Origin of the sequence: Paractinoplanes maris (assembly GCF_023544465.1) — a bacterium.
Lineage (GTDB): Bacteria > Actinomycetota > Actinomycetes > Mycobacteriales > Micromonosporaceae > Actinoplanes > Actinoplanes maris.
On the sequence record NZ_JALPVL010000004.1, the window covers coordinates 379,315 to 397,686 of the forward strand.

General features: G+C 71.8%; 22 protein-coding genes. 12 read left to right on the plus strand and 10 right to left on the minus strand.

The window, feature by feature from the left end; all coding sequences use genetic code 11:
• Positions 1–13 precede the first annotated feature (13 nt).
• Together NAG42_RS13860 and NAG42_RS13865 are read right to left on the minus strand one after the other, a co-directional pair.
• Positions 14–664, minus strand: a complete 651-nt coding sequence (locus tag NAG42_RS13860) for a response regulator (protein WP_250030638.1) — start codon at positions 662–664, stop codon at positions 14–16.
• A complete protein-coding gene (locus NAG42_RS13865) occupies positions 661–2,070 on the minus strand; it encodes a sensor histidine kinase (protein WP_250030639.1) in 1,410 nt (469 codons plus the stop codon). Before NAG42_RS13865 ends, NAG42_RS13860 begins: the two co-directional genes overlap by 4 nt.
• Positions 2,071–2,142: 72 nt before the next feature.
• Between NAG42_RS13865 and fabG the strand changes: the two genes are divergently transcribed.
• The 5 genes from fabG (at position 2,143) to NAG42_RS13890 (ending at position 5,936) form a co-directional block, all read left to right on the plus strand.
• Entirely contained in the window at positions 2,143–2,859 is a 717-nt protein-coding gene (gene fabG, locus NAG42_RS13870) for a 3-oxoacyl-ACP reductase FabG (protein WP_250030640.1), read from the plus strand.
• A gap of 26 nt (positions 2,860–2,885) precedes the next feature.
• Complete coding sequence (fabI, locus tag NAG42_RS13875; protein WP_250030641.1) at positions 2,886–3,653, plus strand: enoyl-ACP reductase FabI; 768 nt, start codon at positions 2,886–2,888, stop codon at positions 3,651–3,653.
• Between the two features lie 88 nt (positions 3,654–3,741).
• Positions 3,742–4,755: a ferrochelatase gene (locus tag NAG42_RS13880; RefSeq protein ID WP_250030642.1), complete on the plus strand. Its 1,014-nt coding sequence runs from the start codon at positions 3,742–3,744 to the stop codon at positions 4,753–4,755.
• Positions 4,755–5,534, plus strand: a complete 780-nt coding sequence (locus NAG42_RS13885; protein WP_250030643.1) for an HAD-IIA family hydrolase — start codon at positions 4,755–4,757, stop codon at positions 5,532–5,534. Before NAG42_RS13880 ends, NAG42_RS13885 begins: the two co-directional genes overlap by 1 nt.
• Positions 5,535–5,537: 3 nt before the next feature.
• Positions 5,538–5,936 (plus strand): MmcQ/YjbR family DNA-binding protein, encoded by a 399-nt coding sequence (locus tag NAG42_RS13890; protein ID WP_250030644.1) that lies wholly within the window; start codon positions 5,538–5,540, stop codon positions 5,934–5,936.
• Here NAG42_RS13890 and NAG42_RS13895 read toward each other — a convergent pair.
• Positions 5,926–6,453, minus strand: a complete 528-nt coding sequence (locus NAG42_RS13895) for an alpha/beta hydrolase (protein ID WP_250030645.1) — start codon at positions 6,451–6,453, stop codon at positions 5,926–5,928. The two genes, NAG42_RS13890 and NAG42_RS13895, sit on opposite strands and share 11 nt — an antisense overlap.
• 43 nt (positions 6,454–6,496) lie before the next feature.
• Here NAG42_RS13895 and NAG42_RS13900 point away from each other — a divergent pair, with 43 nt between their 5' ends.
• Positions 6,497–7,336 carry a L,D-transpeptidase gene (locus NAG42_RS13900; protein ID WP_250030646.1) on the plus strand — a complete coding sequence of 280 codons (840 nt, stop codon included), beginning with the start codon at positions 6,497–6,499 and terminating at the stop codon, positions 7,334–7,336.
• Here the strand turns inward: NAG42_RS13900 and NAG42_RS13905 are convergent.
• On the minus strand, positions 7,320–7,628 hold the full coding sequence (locus NAG42_RS13905; protein ID WP_250030647.1) for a hypothetical protein: 309 nt from the start codon (positions 7,626–7,628) through the stop codon (positions 7,320–7,322). The genes NAG42_RS13900 and NAG42_RS13905 overlap by 17 nt on opposite strands.
• A gap of 120 nt (positions 7,629–7,748) precedes the next feature.
• On the opposite strand from NAG42_RS13905, the gene NAG42_RS13910 reads away from it, so the two are divergent.
• Complete coding sequence (locus tag NAG42_RS13910; protein ID WP_250030648.1) at positions 7,749–8,978, plus strand: MFS transporter; 1,230 nt, start codon at positions 7,749–7,751, stop codon at positions 8,976–8,978.
• Here NAG42_RS13910 and NAG42_RS13915 read toward each other — a convergent pair.
• Positions 8,948–9,481, minus strand: a complete 534-nt coding sequence (locus NAG42_RS13915) for a GNAT family N-acetyltransferase (RefSeq protein ID WP_250030649.1) — start codon at positions 9,479–9,481, stop codon at positions 8,948–8,950. The two genes, NAG42_RS13910 and NAG42_RS13915, sit on opposite strands and share 31 nt — an antisense overlap.
• Positions 9,482–9,536: 55 nt before the next feature.
• Here NAG42_RS13915 and NAG42_RS13920 point away from each other — a divergent pair, with 55 nt between their 5' ends.
• Entirely contained in the window at positions 9,537–9,941 is a 405-nt protein-coding gene (locus NAG42_RS13920; protein ID WP_250030650.1) for an NUDIX hydrolase, read from the plus strand.
• On the opposite strand, the gene NAG42_RS13925 is transcribed toward NAG42_RS13920, so the two are convergent.
• Together NAG42_RS13925 and NAG42_RS13930 are read right to left on the minus strand one after the other, a co-directional pair.
• Complete coding sequence (locus tag NAG42_RS13925) at positions 9,919–10,419, minus strand: NUDIX domain-containing protein (RefSeq protein WP_250030651.1); 501 nt, start codon at positions 10,417–10,419, stop codon at positions 9,919–9,921. The genes NAG42_RS13920 and NAG42_RS13925 overlap by 23 nt on opposite strands.
• Complete coding sequence (locus NAG42_RS13930) at positions 10,412–11,194, minus strand: Rv1486c family protein (protein ID WP_250030652.1); 783 nt, start codon at positions 11,192–11,194, stop codon at positions 10,412–10,414. The genes NAG42_RS13925 and NAG42_RS13930 overlap by 8 nt, the downstream gene beginning before the upstream one ends.
• A gap of 89 nt (positions 11,195–11,283) precedes the next feature.
• Here NAG42_RS13930 and NAG42_RS13935 point away from each other — a divergent pair, with 89 nt between their 5' ends.
• Positions 11,284–12,084 carry a DUF3097 domain-containing protein gene (locus NAG42_RS13935; protein ID WP_250030653.1) on the plus strand — a complete coding sequence of 267 codons (801 nt, stop codon included), beginning with the start codon at positions 11,284–11,286 and terminating at the stop codon, positions 12,082–12,084.
• On the opposite strand, the gene pdxR is transcribed toward NAG42_RS13935, so the two are convergent.
• Positions 12,071–13,459, minus strand: a complete 1,389-nt coding sequence (gene pdxR / locus NAG42_RS13940; protein ID WP_250030654.1) for a MocR-like pyridoxine biosynthesis transcription factor PdxR — start codon at positions 13,457–13,459, stop codon at positions 12,071–12,073. The genes NAG42_RS13935 and pdxR overlap by 14 nt on opposite strands.
• 66 nt (positions 13,460–13,525) lie before the next feature.
• Here pdxR and NAG42_RS13945 point away from each other — a divergent pair, with 66 nt between their 5' ends.
• On the plus strand, positions 13,526–14,437 hold the full coding sequence (locus tag NAG42_RS13945) for a DMT family transporter (RefSeq protein WP_250030655.1): 912 nt from the start codon (positions 13,526–13,528) through the stop codon (positions 14,435–14,437).
• On the opposite strand, the gene NAG42_RS13950 is transcribed toward NAG42_RS13945, so the two are convergent.
• Positions 14,409–15,713 (minus strand): serine hydrolase domain-containing protein, encoded by a 1,305-nt coding sequence (locus NAG42_RS13950; RefSeq protein WP_250030656.1) that lies wholly within the window; start codon positions 15,711–15,713, stop codon positions 14,409–14,411. The genes NAG42_RS13945 and NAG42_RS13950 overlap by 29 nt on opposite strands.
• A gap of 156 nt (positions 15,714–15,869) precedes the next feature.
• Between NAG42_RS13950 and NAG42_RS13955 the strand changes: the two genes are divergently transcribed.
• Together NAG42_RS13955 and NAG42_RS13960 are read left to right on the plus strand one after the other, a co-directional pair.
• Entirely contained in the window at positions 15,870–16,319 is a 450-nt protein-coding gene (locus NAG42_RS13955) for an NfeD family protein (protein ID WP_250030657.1), read from the plus strand.
• Between the two features lie 11 nt (positions 16,320–16,330).
• Complete coding sequence (locus NAG42_RS13960; protein WP_250030658.1) at positions 16,331–17,449, plus strand: SPFH domain-containing protein; 1,119 nt, start codon at positions 16,331–16,333, stop codon at positions 17,447–17,449.
• Positions 17,450–17,569: 120 nt separating this feature from the next.
• Here NAG42_RS13960 and NAG42_RS13965 read toward each other — a convergent pair whose 3' ends face one another.
• Positions 17,570–18,367 (minus strand): TrmH family RNA methyltransferase, encoded by a 798-nt coding sequence (locus NAG42_RS13965; RefSeq protein ID WP_250030894.1) that lies wholly within the window; start codon positions 18,365–18,367, stop codon positions 17,570–17,572.
• Between the last annotated feature and the right edge of the window lie 5 nt (positions 18,368–18,372).

Consider the following 18,372-nt stretch of genomic DNA (forward strand, 5'->3'; position numbering starts at 1 on the left):
GCTGTCGATGGTGCTACCCCGGTATGACGAGGCCGGTCTCGTAGGCGAAAACGACTGCCTGGGCGCGGTCGCGCAGGCCGAGCTTGGACAGGATGCGTCCGATGTGGGTCTTCACCGTCTGCTCGGCCACGATCAGGTCACCGGCGATCTCGTGGTTGGACAGACCTCGCGCGATCAGGCGCAACACGTCGGTCTCGCGCGGGGTCAGAGCGTTGAGCGCGGCGGGCTTGGGCCGGTCGGCGAGCGGCCGCGCGGCGAACTCGGCGATCAGGCGCCGGGTCACCGTGGGGGCCAGCAGGGCTTCGCCCGAGGCCACGACCCGTACGGCGTGGATGAGGTCGGCGGCGGGGGCGTCCTTCAGCAGGAAGCCGCTCGCTCCGGCGCGCAGGGCCGCGTACACGTAGTCGTCCAGGTCGAAGGTGGTCAGGATCAGGACTTTGGGGCCGTCCTGGTGGTTCAGCCGGCGGGTGGCCTCCAGGCCGTCCATGACCGGCATGCGCACGTCCATCAGCACCACGTCGGGGCGCAGCTCGCGCGACTGGGTCACGGCGGCCGCACCGTCGGCCGCGTCACCGACGACCAGCATGTCGGACTGGGCGGCCAGCAGTGCGCCGAAGCCCTGGCGGACCATCGCCTGGTCGTCCGCGATCAGAACCTTGATCATTGCGCCTCCCGCGTCGCGTCGGCCGGCCGCTGAGCCTCGGTTGACGGCGCCGCGTCCGCTGATCGCCGCGGGCTTGGTGGACGCGTCGCGTCGGTTGACTGGTCCGAGGCCGTCGGGTCCGGGGGCGTCAGCGGCAGCACCGCCCGAACCACGAAGTCGTCGCCGTCGGGGCCGGCCGACAGCGTGCCGCCCAGGAGGGTGGCGCGCTCGCGCATGCCCGGCAAGCCGTGGCCCGGGCTGGGCGTCACCGGGCCGGTCACCCTGTTGCGCACGATGAGCTCCAGCCGGTCGGCCAGGCCGCGGGCATCGATGCTGACCGGGGCGCCGGGCGCGTGGCGTGCGGCGTTGGCCAGCGCCTCCTGCAAGATCCGATAAGCAGCCAATTCCGCCGCCCCACCCAGGGTGGGCAGCCTATCGGGTTCCTCGCGGGGAGCCTGCGAGTTATCCACAGGGGCGCCGCGGTCACCGTCCGGTTCCGGGCCGGCGCCCGCGGCGAACGAGCCCGACCGCCGGAACGTGACGTCGACGCCCGCGGCCAGCGCGTTCGCGATCAGGTCGTCGACCTCGGCCAGCCCGGGCTGCGGCGCGAGCAGCGCCTCACCCTCCTCGGCCCGCAGCACGCCGAGCAGCCGTCGCATGTCCGTGAGCGCCTCCCGGGCCGACGACGCGATGCCGGCGAGCTCGTCCTTGGCCGCGGGCGACAGCTCGCCCACCCGGTAGGGCGCCGTCTCGGCGCGGACGGCGATCATCGACATGTGGTGGGCGACCACGTCGTGCATCTCGCGGGCGATCCGTGTGCGTTCCTCCAGCACGGCCCGTTTGGCCCGCTCGAGTTCGGTGAGCTCCTCTTTCTCGGCCAGCAAGGCCCGCGTACGCCGCCGGCGCGCGACGATGTCGCCGAGCGCGGCGATCGCCACCAGCAGGATCGCCGCGCCCCAGGCGTTGGCGTCCGGGGCGTACACAAAGACCGGGACCAGGCTGAGGGCCGTCGCCCAGATGGTCAGCGAGGCGTCCTCGACCACCGCCAGGCGGCCCAGGATCAGCAGGAAGCCGAGGATCTGGACCGTGTTCCACGGCCACGACTCCTGGGCGGAGGGTTCCAGCGTGCCCAGGAAGAGCATCACGAAACCCAGCCGCCAGGCGAGCACCGGGCGACGGAGAGTGAAGGCGACCGGCAGCACCGAGCCGACCGCCACGATCGAGACCCAGACGTCGTCGAGCTTCCTGGTCTCGGTCAGGTAGGCGCCGGCGGCGAGCCCGAGGCCGGCCAGGGCCAGCAACCCGAGGGGCTGGACATAGATCCAGGCGCGGGCCCTCGGCGCCGGGCGGGGAGTCTCCAGCGACCACAACAGGCGGCGCAGCGGCCCCGTGGCATTGCGCCGGGTCACCGGGCCGATAGTCTCCACTCCGGCAGGTTACGGCGCTGACCACCGCGCCGTCGTGCCCCCGCGGTGCCATCCGGCACCCCGTACCTGGGTATGAGGAGCGACGGCGTGCGTACGGTGTTGGTGACAGGCGGCAACCGGGGCATCGGCCTCGCGATCGCGCGGGCGTTCGAGGCGCAGGGCGACCGGGTCGCGGTCACCCACCGGGGCAGCGGGGCGCCCGAGGGGCTGTACGGCGTGCAGTGCGACATCACCGTCCCGGAGCAGGTCGACGCCGCGTTCACCCAGATCGAGAAGGACCTCGGCCCGGTCGAGGTGCTCGTGGCCAACGCCGGCGTCACCGACGACACGCTGCTGCTGCGGATGAGCGAGGAGCAGTTCGAGCGGGTGATCGACACGAACCTCAAGGGCTCGTTCCGGGTCGCCAAGCGGGCCAGCTCCAAGATGCTGCGCGCCAAGTGGGGTCGCATGATCTTCATCTCGTCCGTGGTCGGCCTCTACGGCGGGCCGGGTCAGGTCAACTACGCGGCGAGCAAGGCCGGCCTGGTCGGCATGGCCCGCAGCATCACCCGCGAGCTGGGCAGCCGCAACATCACGGCGAACGTGGTGGCCCCCGGGTTCATCGACACCGAGATGACCGCGGTGTTGTCCGAGGCCCGGCAGGCAGAGATCATCAAGGCTGTCCCGGCGGGCCGGCTCGCCACCGTGGACGAGGTCGCGGCCGCGGTGACGTTCCTGGCCGGCGATTCGGCCGCGTACATCAACGGCGCCGTCATCCCGGTCGACGGTGGCCTCGGCATGGGTCACTGACCTTCACAACAAGGAGCATGAGAGAAGTGTCTGGATTGCTGGCCGGCAAGCGGCTGCTCATCACCGGCGTCATCACCGACGCCTCGATCGCGTTCTCGGCGGCCAAGACCGCCCAGGAGAACGGGGCGACCGTCGTGCTGACCGGCTTCGGCCGGATGTCGCTGGTCGAGCGGATCGCGAAGCGCCTGCCCGAGCCGCCGCCGGTGATCGAGCTCGACGTCACCGACCCGGAGCACCTGGCCGCGCTGCCGGACAAGGTGCGCGAGCACGTGGACGGGATCGACGGGGTGCTGCACTCGATCGCGTTCGGCCCGCAGAGCGTGCTCGGCGGCGAGTTCCTCAACGCGCAGTGGGAGGACGTGTCGAAGGCGCTGCACGTGTCGACGTACTCCTACCAGGCGCTGGCCGTCGCCTGCCTGCCGCTGATGCAGGCCGGGGGCAGCATCGTGGGTCTGACCTTCGACGCCACCAAGGCGTGGCCGGTCTACGACTGGATGGGCGTGGCCAAGGCCGGGCTCGAGTCGGCCAACCGCTATCTGGCGCTGCACCTGGGTCCGAAGGGCATCCGCAGCAACCTGGTCAGCGCCGGGCCGCTGCGCACGATGGCCGCCAAGTCGATCCCGGGCTTCGAGCAGTTCGAGGACGCGTGGGCCGCCCGGGCGCCGCTGGGCTGGGACCTGCACGACACCACGGCCACCGGCAAGGCGATCTGCGCGCTGCTCTCCGACTGGTTCCCCGCCACCACCGGTGAGGTTGTGCACGTCGACGGGGGTTACCACGCGCTGGGGGCATGACTGACTGCACCGGAGGAGCGGAGCGTACGTAGGGCCAGGAAGGCATGCCAACTGCTAACTCAGCTCAGCCCGGTGGGATAGTGGAGCGGTGGTCTATGACGCCTTTGTTCTGCTGTCCTTCGGTGGCCCCGAGAAGCCCGACGATGTGATGCCGTTCCTGCGCAACGTGGTGCGCGGGCGGGGCGTCCCCGACGAGCGCCTGGCCGAGGTGGCCGAGCACTACTACCACTTCGGCGGCGTCTCGCCGATCAACCAGCAGAATCGCGACCTGCTCGCCGCCGTGGAGAAGGACTTCCAGGAGAACGGCGTCGGCCTGCCCACCTACTGGGGCAACCGCAACTGGCAGCCGATGCTGGCCGACACGGTGGCGCAGATGCGCGACGACGGCATCACGCACGCGCTCGGGTTCGCGACCAGCGCCTACGGCGGGTATTCGTCGTGCAAGCAGTACTGGGAGGACATCGCCGACGCCCGGGCCAAGGTTGGTCCGGGCGCCCCGGTGATCTCCAAGCTGCGCCAGTTCTGGGATCACCCCGGCTTCGTCGAGCCGCACGCTTCGGCCGTCCGGTCCGCACTGGCCACCCTGGACGAGAGCCGGCGCGCCACGACGCGCCTGGTCTTCACCGCCCACTCGATCCCGTCGAGCATGGCCCGCACGGCCGGCCCGACCGGCGGGCGCTACGAGGCGCAGTTGCACGAGACCGCGCGGCTGGTGGCCGGGAACGACGACTGGGACCTGGTCTGGCAGAGCCGCTCCGGCCCGCCGCAGGTGCCGTGGCTGGAGCCCGACATCAACGACCACCTCGAGACGCTCCAGCAGCAGGGCGTCACCGACGTCGTGGTCAGCCCGATCGGCTTCGTCTCCGACCACCTCGAGGTGCTCTGGGACCTCGACAACGAGGCGGCCGACACGGCCAAGCGGCTGGGTCTCGGGTATGCGCGGGCGGCGACGCCCGGCACCGATCCGCGCTTCGTGACGATGGTGCGCCAGCTCGTGCAGGAGCGCACCGGCGGTGCGCCGCTCGAACGGCTCGGTACGCTGCCGGTCTGGGACGACTGCCCGGTCCCGTGCTGCCCACCCCCACAGCGACGAGGAGCATGATGCCCGAGCGCAAGGCCGTCGAGAGCTGGCTCACCGACATGGACGGGGTCCTCGTCCACGAGGGTGTGCCGGTGCCGGGCGCCCCCGAGTTCGTCAACCGGATGAAGACCTCCGGGAAGCCGTTCCTGATCCTCACCAACAACTCGATCTACACGCCGCGTGACCTGCAGGCCCGGCTCACCCGGATGGGCTTCGACGTGCCCGAGACGTCGATCTGGACGGCCGCTTTGGCCACCGCGCAGTTCCTGGCCGACCAGCGGCCGGGCGGCACGGCGTACGTCATCGGCGAAGCCGGTCTGACCACGGCCATGCACGCGGCGGGTTATGTACTGACCGAGTTCGACCCCGACTACGTGGTGCTGGGGGAGACCCGCACCTACAGTTTCGAGGCGATCACCAAGGCGATCCGGCTGATCGACGGCGGTGCCCGCTTCATCTGCACCAACCCGGACGCGACCGGCCCCTCGAACGAGGGCGCGCTGCCCGCGGCGGGCTCGGTGGCCGCGATGATCTCCAAGGCCACCGGCGTCGACCCGTATTTCGTCGGCAAGCCCAACCCGATGATGATGCGGTCGGCCCTCAACACCATCGAGGCCCACAGCGAGAGTACGGCGATGATCGGCGACCGGATGGACACCGACATCCTCTGCGGGCTGGAGGCCGGCCTGGAGACGATCCTCGTGCTCACCGGCATCAGCACCCGCGAGGAGGCGGAGCGTTATCCGTTCCGCCCGTCCCGCATCATCAACTCGGTCGCCGACCTGATCGACGAGATCTGACCCATGGCTCATCCACTCATGTTCGACGAGTCGGATGAGGTGCTTCACCGCGTACGGGAATTGGCCCTGGCCTTTCCCGACGCGGCGGAGAAGGTGTCGCACGGGATCCCGGCGTTCTTCACGACCAAGGTGTTCGCCTATTACGGCGGGTCGGTCAAGGTGGACGGGGAGTATCGGCGGCATCACCAGTCGCTGCTGGTGCTGCTCGATGCGGACGAGCGGGTGGCGCTGACCGACGACCCGCGCTGTTACGTGCCGGCCTATCTCGGGCCCAGTGGGTGGATCGGCGTCGACCTGGACGACGACACCGACTGGGCCGAGGTCGCCGAGCTGCTCGACGCCAGCTATCGCCGCACGGCCGGGCCACGCCGGGTGGCCCGGCTCGAGAAGCTCAGGGGATGAGGCGGTCGAGCAGCGGGAACTCGTCGTAGACCTGGTTGTAGTCGCCGAAGTGACCGTCGTCGCGGATGATCTGGGTGCCGCCCAGCCGGTCGAACATGGCCCGGCCCTGGTGCTCGTCACAGCCGTACGGGTCCTGGCGGGAATTGATGAACACGAACTCCCCGGCGTGGGCCCGGATGGTGTCCCAGTCGTAGCCGGCTTGCAGCACGGGCTCGTCGGAATCGTTGGGCGGCGTGGAGTATCCGGCCACGAGGATCGCCTGGGCGACGGTCACGTGTTCGAGCAGCGCGAGCAGCAGCGCGGACCCGCCGGAGTGGCCGACGAGCACGGTCTGCTCGTCGAAGTGGTGCGCCTCGAGGACCCGGGGCAGTAACTCGGCGACCGGCTCGACGTTGAGCCCGGGGTAATGCGGAACCTCAACCTCGTACCCCCGCTCGGTCAGCCGTGCCGCGAGCCAGGGATACCAAGCCACGCCGGGATTGCCGCCGGTGCCGTGAAAGATGATCGCCTTTCGCATCGACGCATTCTTGCAGACGATCAATTTGTCATAGTGTGGTGTGATGTATACCCGTAGGGGGATGGCGGGCGGGCTGCTCGTGGTGGCGCTGGGAGCCACCGCGGCCATGGCGGCCACCCGCGGCGAACCCGACGGGACCCTGACCGTACGCCGGGTGCCGGCCGCCGTCGTGGCGGCGCCCACGGTCGAACCGGTGCCGAAAGCCGGGCCGGCGCCCGCCGGGCTGCCCAAGATCTCGTACTGGCACGCGGCCCGGGGCTTTCCGCCGGATCCGGCGCCGCACTCGCTCGAAACGGTGGCCGAGGGGCTGCGACCGCACGGCAAGGTCGCCGTCTACGACGCACCGGGCGGGACGGCTCGGGCGTTCCTGCCCCGCACGATCAGCGGCCTGCCGGTGACGGCGCCGGTCGTCTCGCGGCGGCCGGGCTGGCTGGCGGTGCTGATCCCGTCGATCAACCGCCGCATCGGCTGGGTGCCGGTCAGTGCCGGGACCGTGCACCCGCTGCGCGACCAGCTCATCGTCGACCGCGGTGAGCGGCGGCTCACCTGGCTGCACAACGGCAAGCCGCGCGGCGACTGGGAGGTGGCGGTCGGCTCCGCACGGACGCCGACGCCGCTCGGACGGACCTTCGTGATGGGGCGCACCATCACCCAAGGAAACGTCTATGCCGGGCTGGACGCGCTGGTGCTCGGCGCGATCCCCGACGACCGGGACGCGCTGTCGGCCTCGCTGCGCAACGGGCACACCGCGATCCACGCGTGGAGCGACGAGTCGGCCTTCGGGCGGGCCATCTCCAACGGCTGCATCCGGATGCCCCCGGACGCGCAACGCACCCTGCTGCGCCACATCCCCGAGGGCGTCGTGCTCACCGTGGTGGAGTGACGTCCCCGGTCCGCAGCCAGGCCGCCTTGGCCGCGGCCCGCTCCTCGTCGGCCCCCGCCGAGCGCAGCAGCTCGAGCACCGGCCAGTGCGAGATCGTCTCGGCCTGGCTGCCGGCCATCACCAGATGCAGGTAATCGCCCAGCACGTCCCCGAGCACCAGCCGGTCGCGGGTGAACTCGCGCAGCGCGGGCAGGGCCGCCGAGTGGTCGTCGGCCGGTCCGAGCCCCTCGAGCATCGCGGTGACGCGGGCGGCCAGCACTCGCTGTCCCTCGTCCAGTTCCGGCATCTGCATGTCGTCAACGTAAAGGGCGGCGCCAACCCGGCGCTGCGGAAACCGGCGTGAGCCGGGTCGCGTGAGGCGTCGATCACGAGCCCGATTCGCCGACCGGCCGGACGGGGCAAAGCGGCGCCCATGACCGACAGCTTCCGCGCGCTGCGCTCCGTGCCCTTCCGGTGGTATTTCGGCGGGCAGATCGCCTCGGCCAGTGGAACCTTTGTGCAGCAGACGGCGATCGGGTGGCTCGTGCTGCAACTGACCGGTTCGGCCTCGGCGCTGGGGCTGGTGCTCGCGGTCGGTGGCGTGCCGTCGCTGCTCTTCGGGCCGTGGGGCGGGACCGTCGCCGACCGGTTCGACCTGCGCCGGCTCATCCTCGTCACCCAGGCCACGTACGGCGTCCTGGCCTTGATCCTGTGGCTGGCCGCGATGGCCGGACATGCGGGGGTGCCGCTCATCATCGCGGTCAGTGTGGCCGGTGGCGTCATCGGGATCGTCGACTCACCGGCCCGGCAGGCCTTCGTGAGCTCGCTCGTGCCGGCGCCGGATCTGTCCAGCGCGGTCAGCCTCAACGGCGTGGTGATGAACAGCGCCCGCGTCGTCGGTCCGGCCCTGGCCGGCGTGCTCATCGTCGCGGCCGGCACAACGGCCTGCTTCGCCGTGAACGCGTTCTCGTATCTGGCCGTCATCGCCGCGCTGCTGGTCATCCGGCCGCTCACGACCGGCCGCCGCGCGGTCTCGCACACCGGCGTGGCCGACGCCATCCGGTACGCCCGGACGCGTCAGCAGGTCTGGCTGCCGCTGGTGATGATGGCGTTCGTCGGCCTGCTGGCGTTCAACTTCGCCGTCGTGCTGCCGGTGCTGGCCAAGCAGACCTTCCACGGCGACGGCGGCACCTACGGGCTGCTCTCCACGATGCTGAGCGTCGGCGCCGTTCTCGGCTCGCTCGCGGTGGGACTGATCAAGCACCCGAGGCGTACGTATCTGGTCTTCACGGCCTTTGCCTTCGCGGCCGGCATGGCCCTCACCGCGGTCGCCCCCGACGTGCCGGTTGCCGCCGTCACCCTGCTGCTGACCGGCGCGGCCGCGTTCGGCTTCGCCACCCTCGCGTCCACCGCGATCCAGTTGCACGCCGCCCCGGAGTACCGCGGCCGCGTCCTGGCGCTCTGGGTCTTCGTCTACCTCGGTACGACCCCGATCGGCAGCGTGCTCAGCGGCTGGCTCAGCGGCCAGGGCGGCCCGCGCCTGGCCCTGCTCGTCGGCGCGGCCGCGTGCCTGGTGGCCGCGCTCATCGCGACGCGGGTGCACACCCCGCCACACATCGACGACGTGCAGGCTCAGGAATCGCGCAGCCCGACGCAGTCGTAGTCCCAGAACGTGGCCGAGTAGACCAGCGTGCCGGTCATCCACGGCTCGTACGCGGTGAGCGGAAAGACCTGGAACGCCACGTCCGGGATGCGCAGCGACGGCTTGCGGAAACCGAGGTCCCCGCCGGCCCGGAAGCCCGCCTTCGCGTAGTAAGCCGGATCCCCTTCGAGGAAGACGAGCGGCACCCGCTGCTCGTCGGCGATTTCGAGGCCGCGCTTGACCAACGCCCGCCCCACACCCTGCCGCTGGTGTCCGGGCAGGACGCCGAGCGGGCTGAGCACCCAGACGTCGACCAGCCGCGGCGGTGCGTCGAGCAGGCTCCGGGTGAACATGACGTTCCCGACGACCTGCCCGTCCACCTCGGCCACGAGCGACAGCGACTCCGGGTCGTCGCGTCTGAGCGCCGTCACCAGCTCGGCGACCTTGTCGCCGTGCGCGCCGCCGAAAGCCGCCCGATGCACCTCGGCGACGTCGTCCCCATCCCGCTCCACCCGAATCTCCATGGTGGTGCAGGCTAGTGACCGCGGTGTCCGGGCGCCCCCGAATTAGGCTCACGAGGTGACAGCCGAAGTGATCGCCGCGGCCTGGGTCTGCGTCCGCGACCGCCGGGTCCTGGTGGTGCGTCCCCGGGGTTCGGACGCTTTCTATCTGCCCGGCGGCAAACCGGAGCCCTTCGAGACGTACGCCGAGGCCGCCGCCCGCGAGACACGGGAAGAGGTCGGCCTCACCGTCGACCCGGCCGACCTCACCCTGCTGACCGAGATCGTGGCCCCCGCCCACAACCGCCCACCCGGCACCGAGGTGCGGCTGATCTGCTTCACCGGCGGCAAACCGGACGAGCAGCCGGCTCCCGCCAACGAGATCGCCGAACTGGCCTGGTTCACCTCGTCCGACGCCGACCGCTGCGCCCCGGCCATCCAGCTGCTCCTGGCCGAACTGGTCACGGCCGATCGGATCGACTGAAATACCGGGCCGCGACGGCGGTGTGAATGCTGAAACCGAGCTCGGCCGGGCCTTCGAGGACTTCCCAGCCGTGCGTCTCGTCGTTGGGCTTGGACGGCGGGATGTCGTCGGCCGAAGCCAGCGCCGGGAAGCGGGCGAACAGGAGCAATGTGCTGTCGGGGGCGCTGATCGCGTCGTAGAGGGTGGCCGTCGCCGGGTCGGCGGTCAGGCCGGTCTCCTCGAAGAGCTCGCGCGCCGCGCCGTCCTGCCAGGACTCGCCGAAGTCGAGGTAGCCGCCGGGCAGCGCCAGCTGGTCGAGGGCGGGCGGGATGGCCCGCCGGATCACCAGCAGGCCGGCGCCGACCGGCTGCACGGCGACCGCGACCGGGCTCGGGTTGCGGTAGGACATCTCGCCGCAGGCTGCGCAGCGACGCGGCCAGGAGAGGCCCGGCACGAAGCGCGCGCCGCAGAACGTGCAGTGCTTGAAGCGGTCAGGCATGCAGCGGCGAGTTGCACGCGGCGACCAGCGCCTGGCGGCACGCGTCCATCAGCGGGCGCAGGGCGGCGTCGCGTTGCTGGGCCTCGTAGCCGTTGATGGCGCCGCCGGGCGCGTTCGTCTCGGCCAGCGCGAGCACCTGGTCGAGGATCGAGGCGCGGGCGAACAGGCGGCGGGCCCGCGGGTCGAAGCCGGGCGGCAGGGTGGCCGTGCTCTCGGGGCGGCGCAACGCCTGCAGCGCGCCGGCCAGCTCGGGTTTCCACTGGGCCACGTCGAGTTTGGTCAGCTGGGTCGTCGCCTCGCCCAGGGCCAGGGTCAGCTCGGCCTCGGCCTCGGCCGCGCCCATCTGGAAGACCGGGCGGTAGTTTTCCACCGGGAACCACCGCCACAGCACCGTTTCGAACTCGACCCCGGACCCGGAGACGTGCTGCCGGACCTCGGGCACGATGCCGAACGACGGCGTCATCACGGCCTCGCCGGCCAGCATGGCCGCGCCGGTCAGCGGGCCCGGGCCGGGCAGCCCGCGCGGGTCGCCGGGAGCCGGCAGCACGAGGCGGATGTCGTCGGGGTGCAGCTTGGCGAACGTGGGCAGGCCCTGCGGCAGCGGCACGTCGGTCCACGTGCCGGGCACGTCGGCGACGAGGTGCTCCTCGTCGTGGGCGATCTCGTCGGCCAGCTCGTCGAAGGGGACGAGCCCGGCGCGCCAGGCGCGGACCCAGGACACGAGCCGGGTGGAGCGCCGCGCGACGCGGGTGGCCGCATCAGCTGCGGGGGACATGCGAGCAAGGGTACGTGCCCGCCGGGAACCTTGTCTCGGCCGGAGCGTCAGAAACGCCGTGTCCCAACGCACGGGTTACGGTGCCTTGCATGTATGGGGAGGACGTGCTCAAGGGGAACTGGCGCCGGCGCAAGGTGATCCCCGAGGTGGACGCCGAACGCGACCTGGTCGTCGAGGACGCCGAGTCCGGGTTCTGCGGGGCGGTGATCGGCTTCGAGCTGGGCGCGGTGGTGCTGGAGGACCGGCACGGCAAGCGGCGCAATTTCCCGCTGGCGCCGGCCGCTTTCCTGCTCGACGGGCAGCCGGTCACGCTGCGCCGGCCCGCGGCGGCGCCGGCTCAGGCCCAGCGGCGGGTCACGGCCTCGGGGTCGGTCGCCGTCGAGGGCGTCCGGGCCCAGGTGGCCAAGGCGAGCCGGATCTGGGTCGAGGGCGTCCACGACGCGGCGCTGGTCGAGCGCATCTGGGGTGACGACCTGCGGATCGAGGGCATCGTGGTCGAGCCGCTGGACGGCATCGACGACCTGGCCGGCGCGGTCCGCGAGTTCCGGCCGGGCCCGCGGCGGCGGCTGGGCGTCCTGGTCGACCATCTCGTCCCCGGCAGCAAGGAGAGCCGGATCGTGGCCGCCGTGACCGACCCGGACGTGCTGGTGACCGGCCATCCGTACGTCGACATCTGGCAGGCCGTGAAGCCGCAGCGCGTCGGGCTCTCGAAGTGGCCGGTGATCCCGCCCGGCCGGCCGTGGAAGGAGGGCATCTGCGCGGCCGTGGGTGTGCGCGAGCCGTACGACATGTGGCGCCGGATCCTGTCCTCGGTGAGCAGCTACAAGGACGTCGAGACGCCGCTCATCAACTCGATGGAGCGGCTGATCGACTTCGTCACCGTCCCGTGACCGCACCCAGGCGCCGGGCGGCCTCGGTCAGCCGGTCCGGTGGGTTGGCCGCGTAGCCGAGGATCAGACCGGGCGGTCCGGGCGTCATACGGTGCCAGGACAGCGGGTGGACGAGGACGCCCGCAGCCGCCGCGCGCTGGGCCGTGACGGTGTCCGGTTCGTCGCCGTCGAGCATGATCAACAGATGCAGTCCGGCCGCCACGCCGATCACCCGGGCCCGCGGCAGGTGGGTGCGGAGCCCGGCCAGGAGCGCGTCGCGGCGGCGGCGCTGGCGGGCGCGGACGGTGCGCAGGTGCCGCTCGTAGTCGCCGGTCGCCAGCAGCCGGGCCAGCACCAGCTGCGGCAGCGCGGGGTTGCCGAGGTCGCTGTCGTGCTTGGCCGTGAGCAGCGCGGGCTGCAGGCGGCGGGGAGCGATCAGCCAGCCCAGCCGCATGCCCGGAGCCAGAGATTTCGAGACACTTCCCGCGTACGCCACGTGGTCCGGCGCCGAGCCCTGAAGCGCCGCCACCGGGGGCCGGTCGTAGCGGTGCTCGGCGTCGTAGTCGTCCTCGATGATCAGGCCGCCGGCGGTCGCCCAGGTCAGCAGCGCCCGCCGCCGGGCCGGGCTGAGCACGACCCCGGTCGGGAACTGGTGGGCCGGCGTGATGACGGCCGCCTCCTGGGTCAGCGCCTCGACGACCAGCCCCTCGTCGTCGACCGGTACGGGCTCCGGGCGTACGCCCCAGTGCGCGAGCTGGTCGCGGGCCCCGCGCGACCCCGGGTCCTCGACCGCGATCCGGCGGGCCGGAATCGTCTGGGCCAGCAGGGCCAGCGCCTGGGCGACGCCGTTGACCACGATCACGTCGTCCGGTTCGGCGCGGACGCCGCGGGTGCGGGCGAGCCAGCCGGCCAGCTCGGCGCGCAGGCGCGGGGTGCCGCCCGGGTCGCCGTAGCCCAGGTCGGCGGCGGTGATCTCGTCGAGCACGGCCCGTTCGGCGCGCAACCACGCCGTACGGGGGAAGGCCGACAGATCCGGGATGCCGGGGGAGAGGTCGAGGTCGATGCCGTCGGCCGGCGGCAGGGGCAGTCGCAGCGTGTCGAGGGCGCGCCGGCGGTCGGACGGGGCGTCGCGGACGTGCGGGTGGGCCACGATCGTCGTGCCGGCGCCGGTGCGGGCCTGCGCGAGCCCCTCGTCGATCAGCCGCTGGTAGGCGTCGACGACCACGCCCCGGGAGACCTCGAGCTCGGCCGCCAGCACCCGGGTCGGCGGCAGTCTCTCGCCCGGGGCCAGCCGTTTGGCGGCGACGGCGGACCGCAGCCCGTCGGCCAGCCAGGCGGTCAGCCCCTTGGCCGGGGCGTCCGCGGGACGCAGCTGGAGGAAGTCCGATCCGGACATTGGTCCTCCTGAGCCGGTGGGGATTGGTCCTTCAATCCGGACCATATCGCGCCGAGCATCGAGGGTGTGAAGACAAATCTGCTGCCCGCTCTCGCCGGCGCCACGGGCATGGCTTTCGTCGGCGGCAGCGTGGCCGTCTCCGCGTTCCTGGCCGACGCCCCGTCCTCGACCGTCCAGGCCCTGCGGTACGCGGTCGCTTGCCTCCTGCTCGTCCTGTGGTCCCGGGTCACCGGCCGGCGGCTGAGGCGGCCCCGGCGTACCGAATGGCTCTGGCTCGCCGGGGTGGTCCTGACCGGCATGATCATCTTCAACGTGGCGCTGGTGCAGGGCTCCCGGCACGCCGAGCCGGCCGTGCTCGGGGTGGCCGTGGCCTGCGTCCCGTTGCTGCTGGCCGTGGTCGGGCCGCTGCTGGAGGGCCAGGCGCCCGCCCGGCGGCTGATCGTGGCGGCGCTGGTCGTCACGGCCGGGGCGGCACTGGTGCAGGGCTTCGGGCGCACCGACGGCATCGGGCTGGTGTGGGCGCTGGTGACGTTCGCCTGCGAGGCCGGTTTCACGCTGCTGGCCGTGCCGGTGCTGGGGCGGCACGGTCCGCTGGGGGTGTCGGTGCACTCGACGTGGATGGCCGCGATGGCCTTCGGCGTGGGCGGCCTGGCCGTCGAGGGGCCGGGCGCGGTCCTGCGCCTGCGGCCGGACGACGTGCTGGCCGGGGTCTATCTGGCCGTCGCGGTCACCGCGGTGGCGTTCGTCCTCTGGTACACCTGCGTCCAGCGCCTCGGCTCGGCCCGCGCCGGCCTGCTGACCGGAATCGCCCCGGTCTCGGCGGCGGTGGTCGGGGTGGCCGTCGGCGGCCCGATGCCCGGGCTCGCCGTGTGGCTGGGTGTCGCCGTGGTCTCGGCCGGGCTGGCGCTGGGCTTCCGCTCGCGCCGGCCGGTCGCCGCTCCGGTCGAACTCAGGCCAGATGTGCTGGATCTCGTGTGAAGACGAACGTGGCGATGTCGATCGCGGTCACCCGGCCCTCGTCGTCCCGCCGGATCCGCAGGACCTCGCCCTCGTTCTCGCCCTCGGTGCCGCGCCAGCAGTCGGGCGCCTCGCGAATGAACCGGGTCCGATGGTGCGGGCCGGTCATGATCAGCGCGTCCCCGTGCGGGGTGATCTCGTGTTCGCGGCCCATCCACCACCAGCGGCCGACCAGGGTGGCCGCCTCGCCGGTGGGCCGGGCCGGCGGCTGCCACGGGGTGACGGCGACCGGCTCGCCGTCGACCGCCGCGGCCAGCGCCGCCAGGGCCACGTCCTTGATCGTGGTGCCGGCCAGGCCGTACGAGTTGGCGAAGGCGATCACGCCCAGCCGGCTCCGGCGGTGGACGGCCAGCTGAGCCACATAGCCCGGCATCGAGCCGCCGTGCCCCACGAAGATCCGCTCACCGACCCGGTAGAGCTGCGGCCCCAGCCCGTGGCCGGCGGTCCACGACTCGAGGTCGCTGATCACCACCGGCGCGCACATCTCGTCGACCGTCTCGCGGGCCAGCACGGCCGGCGCGGGGTCGGTCCAGAAGGCCGCCCACTTCGCCATGTCGGTCAGCGTGGACCAGAGCTGACCGGCCGGCGCCATCGCGCCCGAGTCGAGCCGGGGCTCCTCGTGCAGTGACCGGTCGAGCTCGTGGACCACGTAGCCCCGGGCGAACGGCTCGACCGGCGCGCAGGTTGTGCGTTTCATGCCCAGCGGGTCGAGCACCCGCTTGCCGGCCAGCGTCGGCCAGCTCTCGCCGGTCACCCGCTCGAGGACGGCGCCCAGCAGCCCGTACGCCAGATTGGAATAGCGATAGCGCCGGAACGGTGGCCCGGCGACCTTGTCGTAGCCGAGCGCGGCCAGCAGCTGGTCGACATCGCCGCCGGTCGTGCGCTCCCACCAGGCGCCGTCCGGCTCCCGCTGCAGGCCCGAGACGTGGCCCAGCAGCTGGCGCAGCGTCACCCCGCCGATCGGGGTGCCCGGCAGATGGCGATAGAGCAGGTCGTCGAGGGCGAAGAAGCCCTCGTCGCGCAGCTGCATGACCAGCGTGGCGGTGATCGTCTTGGTGATCGAGCCCAGCCGGTACTGCGTCTTCGCGTCCGGCCGCGGGTGCTCGCCCGCCACAACCTGGTGCAGCACGGCGCGATCCCGCACGATGGCCAGGGCGAGGGACGGCGCACGCCCCTCGGCCTGCGCGCGGACGGCGATCTCCTCGACCCGTCGGCCGGTCTCCGGCAGCAGCGACACGGTGGACCCTCTCGATATGTGACTGGTGGGTATAACTCCCCGCGGGCGATATGGCTACGCCGGTTCGGGCCCCGGCTTGCATGGCAGTTCGATGACATTTTCCGCAAGGGGGCACGGAGCGTCGCCGGACGTGCGCGGACATGTCACGATCGATACGTGGAAGCGGTTCTCTGGATCGTGCTCGGCATCGCACTGGCGATCGCCGAGGCTTTCACGGCCACATTTCTGATCATTTTCTTCGGGGTCGGGGCTTTCGCCGCGGCCGGTGCGGCTGCTCTCGGCGCACCACTTCTGCTCCAGGTCATCGTCTTCGCCGTCGTCTCCGGCCTCTCGGTCACGGCGCTGCGGCCGATCATCATGCGCCACGCCAAGCCGGCACTCGAGACGGGTGACACCCCGTTCGGCGTCGAGGCGCTCGAGGGCACCCACGCCACCGTGCTGGAAGAGGTCGACGGCGCGCACGGCATGATCAAGATCGACGGCGAGCACTGGCAGGCCCGCTCGTTCGACGGACACGAGAAATACCTGCCCGGCGAGCGCGTCCGGGTCATCAAGGTCAACGGCGCCACGGCCATCGTGTGGCGCGACGATCTGCCCAACATTTAGAGAGGGGTGCCATGGAAGCTGTAATCGGCGTCCTCATCATCGTGATCGTGGTGTTCGCCATCGTCACGCTGCTCCGGTCCGTCCGCATCGTCCCGCAGCAGCGCATGGACGTGGTCGAGCGTCTCGGCAAGTACAAGCGGACTCTCTCCCCGGGTCTCAACCTGCTGGTCCCGTTCGTCGACTCGGTGCGCAGCAAGGTCGACATGCGCGAGCAGGTCGTCTCGTTCCCGCCCCAGCCGGTGATCACCTCCGACAACCTCGTCGTGTCGATCGACACGGTGCTCTACTTCAAGGTCGTCGACCCGGTGCGGGCGACCTACGAGATCTCCAACTTCCTGCAGGCCATCGAGCAGCTCACGGTCACCACGCTGCGAAACGTCATCGGCTCGCTCGACCTCGAGCGCGCCCTGACCAGCCGTGAAGAGATCAACCGACACCTCTCCACGGTGCTCGACGAGACCACCGGCCGCTGGGGCATCAAGGTCACCCGGGTCGAGATCAAGGCGATCGAGCCGCCGCCGAGCATCCGCGACTCCATGGAGAAGCAGATGCGCGCCGAGCGCGAGCGACGCGCCACGATCCTCAACGCCGAGGGCCACAAGCAGGCGGCGATCCTCACCGCCGAGGGCGAGAAGCAGTCCCAGGTGCTGCGGGCCGACGGTGACCGCCAGGCTCGCATCCTGCAGGCCGAGGGTCAGGCCAAGGCGATCCGTACGGTGTTCGACGCGATCCACACGGCCAACCCGTCCCAGAAGGTGCTGGCCTACCAGTACCTTCAGGCGCTGCCGCAGATTGCCAACGGCACAGCCAACAAGGTCTGGATCGTGCCGAGCGAGCTGACCAAGGCCCTCGAGGGCATGGGCGGCGCGCTGGGTGGCCTGGCCAACATGGCCAACGACATCCCGAGGGCCGGGGTCGACTCGGCCGCGGTCGAGAGGGAGGCCGTCGAGGCCGCCGAGGCCGCCGCCGCCGAGGCGGAAAAGGTCAACGACCAGGTACGAGTCGCCGAGGCCCAGGTCAGCGGCGACCCCGACCGGACGGCCGCGCTGCCGGCGCCGGAGCCGATCCCGCCGTCGGCCGCGCTGGGCGGTGCCGACTACAACGGCGTGGTCGACCGCGAACGCGCCTGATTGCTCCTGAGACGGCCGGCTCCCTCCGCGGGGCCGGCCGTTTCGCTGTCCGGCTGTTGTCGCGTGGCCGGCTGTCGCGTGGCCGGTTGTCGCATGGCCGGTTGTCGTCGCGTGGCCGGCCTATTCGTCGTCGCGGCCGAGCTCCCAGAAGGCGACGGCGGCCGCCGCGGCGATGTTGAGCGAGTCGACGTTGCGCCGCATCGGGATCTTCACCGGGACGTCGCTGGCCGCCAGCGCGTTCTTCGACAACCCAGGCCCCTCGGCCCCCAGCAGCAGGGCCGTCTTCCGCCGCTGGTCCTCGGTGAGCCGTTGCAGCGGCACCGCCTCCGCGTCGGGAGTCAGGGCCAGGATGGTGAACCCGCCGCGGCGAAGCAGGTCGAGGCCGTCCGGCCAGGGCTCCAACCGGGCATACGGCACGGCGAAGACCTCACCCATGCTGACCCGCACACTGCGGCGGTAGAGCGGGTCGGCCGAGGTCGGCGAGAGCAGCACGGCGTCGATGCCCAGCGCCGCCGCCCCCCGGAACACGGCACCGATGTTGGTGTGGTTGTTGACATCCTCGAGCACGGCGACGCGCCGGGCCGTGGCGATGACCTCCTCCGCCGTCCGCAACGGAGCCCGGTGGAACGAGGCCAGGACCCCGCGGTGCACGTGGAAGCCGGTGGCCTTTTCCAGCACCGAGGGCGTGGCCGCGTAGATCGGCGCGTCGTCCGGCAGGTCGGCGATCTGATCGGTGCGCTTCTCGTCGATCAGATAGGACCGCGGCCGGTAGCCGGCCCGCAGCGCGCGGCGCAGCACCAGCTCACCCTCGGCGATGAACAGCCCGTTGGGTGGCTCCCACTTCGTGCGCAGCTCGAGGTCGGTCAGGGCCCGGTAGTCGCCGAGGCGCTCGTCGGCGGGGTCGGTGATGAGGTGGATCTCGG